The organism is Pseudorhodoplanes sp. (assembly GCF_050250235.1).
GTDB lineage: Bacteria > Pseudomonadota > Alphaproteobacteria > Rhizobiales > Xanthobacteraceae > Pseudorhodoplanes.
Window position 1 is genome coordinate 1 of record NZ_JBFWPA010000320.1, and the last position, 2,584, is coordinate 2,584.

General features: G+C 58.6%; 2 protein-coding genes and 1 pseudogene. All 3 read right to left on the bottom strand.

Annotated features, from left to right (window positions below; all coding sequences use genetic code 11):
• A partial coding sequence (locus AB7F49_RS39390; RefSeq protein ID WP_428533494.1) for a TolC family protein occupies window positions 1–847 on the bottom strand: 847 nt, incomplete at its 3' end.
• Between the two features lie 61 nt (window positions 848–908).
• A complete protein-coding gene (locus AB7F49_RS39395) occupies window positions 909–2,129 on the bottom strand; it encodes an efflux RND transporter periplasmic adaptor subunit (protein WP_428533497.1) in 1,221 nt (406 codons plus the stop codon).
• A 1-nt stretch (window position 2,130) separates the two neighbouring features.
• Window positions 2,131–2,584, bottom strand: a pseudogene (locus AB7F49_RS39400) (efflux RND transporter permease subunit); the annotation flags it as partial.

The window sequence follows — 2,584 nt, forward strand, 5'->3', positions numbered from 1 at the left end:
GCAGCTCATTGACCGGGTCAATCGTGAAACTCGCCGGCGCCATATTGACGAGAATGGCGATCGCCTGTTCCGTCACCTGGCGTTGGGCTTGCACCTGCGCGAGTTTCGTCTGGGTACTGTAGTACAGCGATTCCACCCGGGCGACATCGAGGGCGGACGCGATCGCGCCGGCAAACTGGGCTTTGACGAGATCCAGCGTGTTTTTGTAGAGATCAATCGATTGCTGATAGATGGCCGTCTGCGCGTCGAGCCCCCGGAGCAGGAAATAGTCCGACGCTACCTCTGCTTGGAGGCTCAGGCGGGCCAGCCCCCAGTCGGCAGCCCGTTCCTGGGCTCGATAGGTTTCCACCCGGGCGGCATTGCGCAGCGCCGACCATAAATCGTACTCCCAGGAGGCCAGCCCCCCAAGGTCCATGGTGGCTTGTTGGAGCGGGCTCTCAGGGGCACGAAAGAGGCGTTCAAACGATTGGCGGTTGTGCGACCCCCCGAAATCGATGCCGACCTGCGGTTGGTATTGCGCCCGAGCCTTCATCATCAGGTTGCGGGCCTGGACGAAGCGCTCGGCGGCGGCCTGGAGGTCCGGATTGGCTGCCATGGCCTGCTCGACCAGTTTGTCCAAGACGGGATCGGTATACAGTTTCCACCAATCCGGGCGCAGCTCGTCATCCGACGGTTTCGCTTCCACGAAGGGGCTGGCCCCATGCCACGAGGCCGGGACCACATATTGCGGCGGCTCATAGGTCGGCGCCAAATTGGCCCGCGGCAGCCAATCACTACATGCCGACAGCGTCAGCAGCACCAGCGCAATGCTGCAACATTCCATCCAGGCACGACCAATGCGTAACATGTCAGATCTCATTGCTATTGCCATTTGCAAACAGTTGCTCCTATCCCTAGATCCCCGGATGTCATAACGACTTCGACGATGGTTTCTTTTGCACAGCGGCTTCCGGAGCTTCTCGAGTCACAAGATCATAGCCCGGAGCGGGAGTGACGATGCGCACCTTGTTGCCTTCCAACAGCGCGGCACTCGGGTTGTTCACGATACGGTCGTTGGCTGAAATGCCGTCCGTCACTTCGACGGTGTTGTCGAGAATTCTAGCCACAACAATCGGTTTGAAATGCACCTGGTCACCCTCTGTCACCACGGCCACCTGCGTCCCATGCTCCTGAAACACCATCGCGCTCGATGGAATCGTGAGGATGTTTTTTTCGACCGGAGCGGTAATGCGAACGGTCGCATAGGATCCGGGCCAGAGCGCACGGTCATCGTTCTCGATCGTAAAGACCGTGATCGCGGTGCGTGTGCTCACATCGAATCCCTTGGCCACGGTCAGAAACTTGGCCGTAAAATGCCGATTGGGTAATTGCGGCACGGTCACGTCGGCCGTCAAACCGGGTTGGAGGAACGGTCCGAAAGACTCCGGCACGCTGACGAACAACCGCATCTTGGTGACGTCGGCGACGGTAAAGAGATCCCTGATCCCACCGGAATTACCTTCGCCAGGGCTGGCTTCCTTGTTGACGTAGTTCCCGACGTTGATATTGCGCGCGGTCACCACCCCGTCGAAGGGCGCGACGATCGACTTGAACCGGATCAGTGCCTCGAAGTTCTGGACGTTCTGCTCCGCCGCTCTGACTCTCGCTTCTTGGGCTTTTGCCTCTTGAACCTGTACCGAGATCGCCTGTTCAGAGACCGCCTGATTTGGTCGCAACGCCACATAGCGTTTCGCGGTCAAGTCGGCCAACACATTCTTGGCGCGCTCGGTTTCCAGATCCGCCTTCGCCTGCTTATATTGAGCGTCGAGGGCCGGTGCATTGATTTCAGCGAGCACTTCGTCTTTCTTAACCAGGGCGCCATAGTCCTTGTGCCACATCTTTACGTAGCCGGAGACCTGCGCGTAAATCTGCGCTTCATACCAGGCTTGGATATTGCCGGGAAGTGTAATCGTGTCGCTCGCTTCCGCCGGATGCGCTTGCGTAAGGGAGACCGACGGTATGGCGCGTTCAAGGGTGCTCTCTTGCAGCGCCGCAGCTTCGAGCTGACCTCCATAGAATCTGTAACCGAGATAGAGCGGACATAAAATAACGGCCGCAATAATGACACCTTTGCCGCGTAAATTATTCATGTTAGACAGCCTCCTTTTCGATAACGGTTCGTCGGTGATAGATCATGGCGTACACGCATGGAACGAAAAATAGTGTGAACAGGGTTGCGATCGCCAATCCGCCCATGACGGCGCGACCGAGCGGCGCATTCGGAGAATTCCCCATCGACATCGGCAACATGCCGATGATCATGGCCGCAGCGGTCATGAGCACCGGTCGAATGCGAGCCGTACCGGCCTCCGCCGCGGCTCGCAGCGCGTCGCCATGGACGGCCAGCCGCTCGCGGGCGTAGGCGACGAGCAGGATCGAATTGGCCGTTGCCGTGCCCATCGTCATGATGGCCCCCATCAGAGCAGGCACGGAAATATTCGTATGGGTTATGAATAATGCTCAGGCAATGCCGGCTAAGGCGCCGAACAGGGCCGTCACGATAATGAGGGGATCGAGCCAGGACTGGAAGTTAATGACGATCAGG

Coding starts and splice junctions, on each gene's coding strand:
- AB7F49_RS39395 (WP_428533497.1), bottom strand. CDS start 2,129: ATGAATAATTTACGCGGCAAAGGTGTCATTATTGCGGCCGTTATTTTA.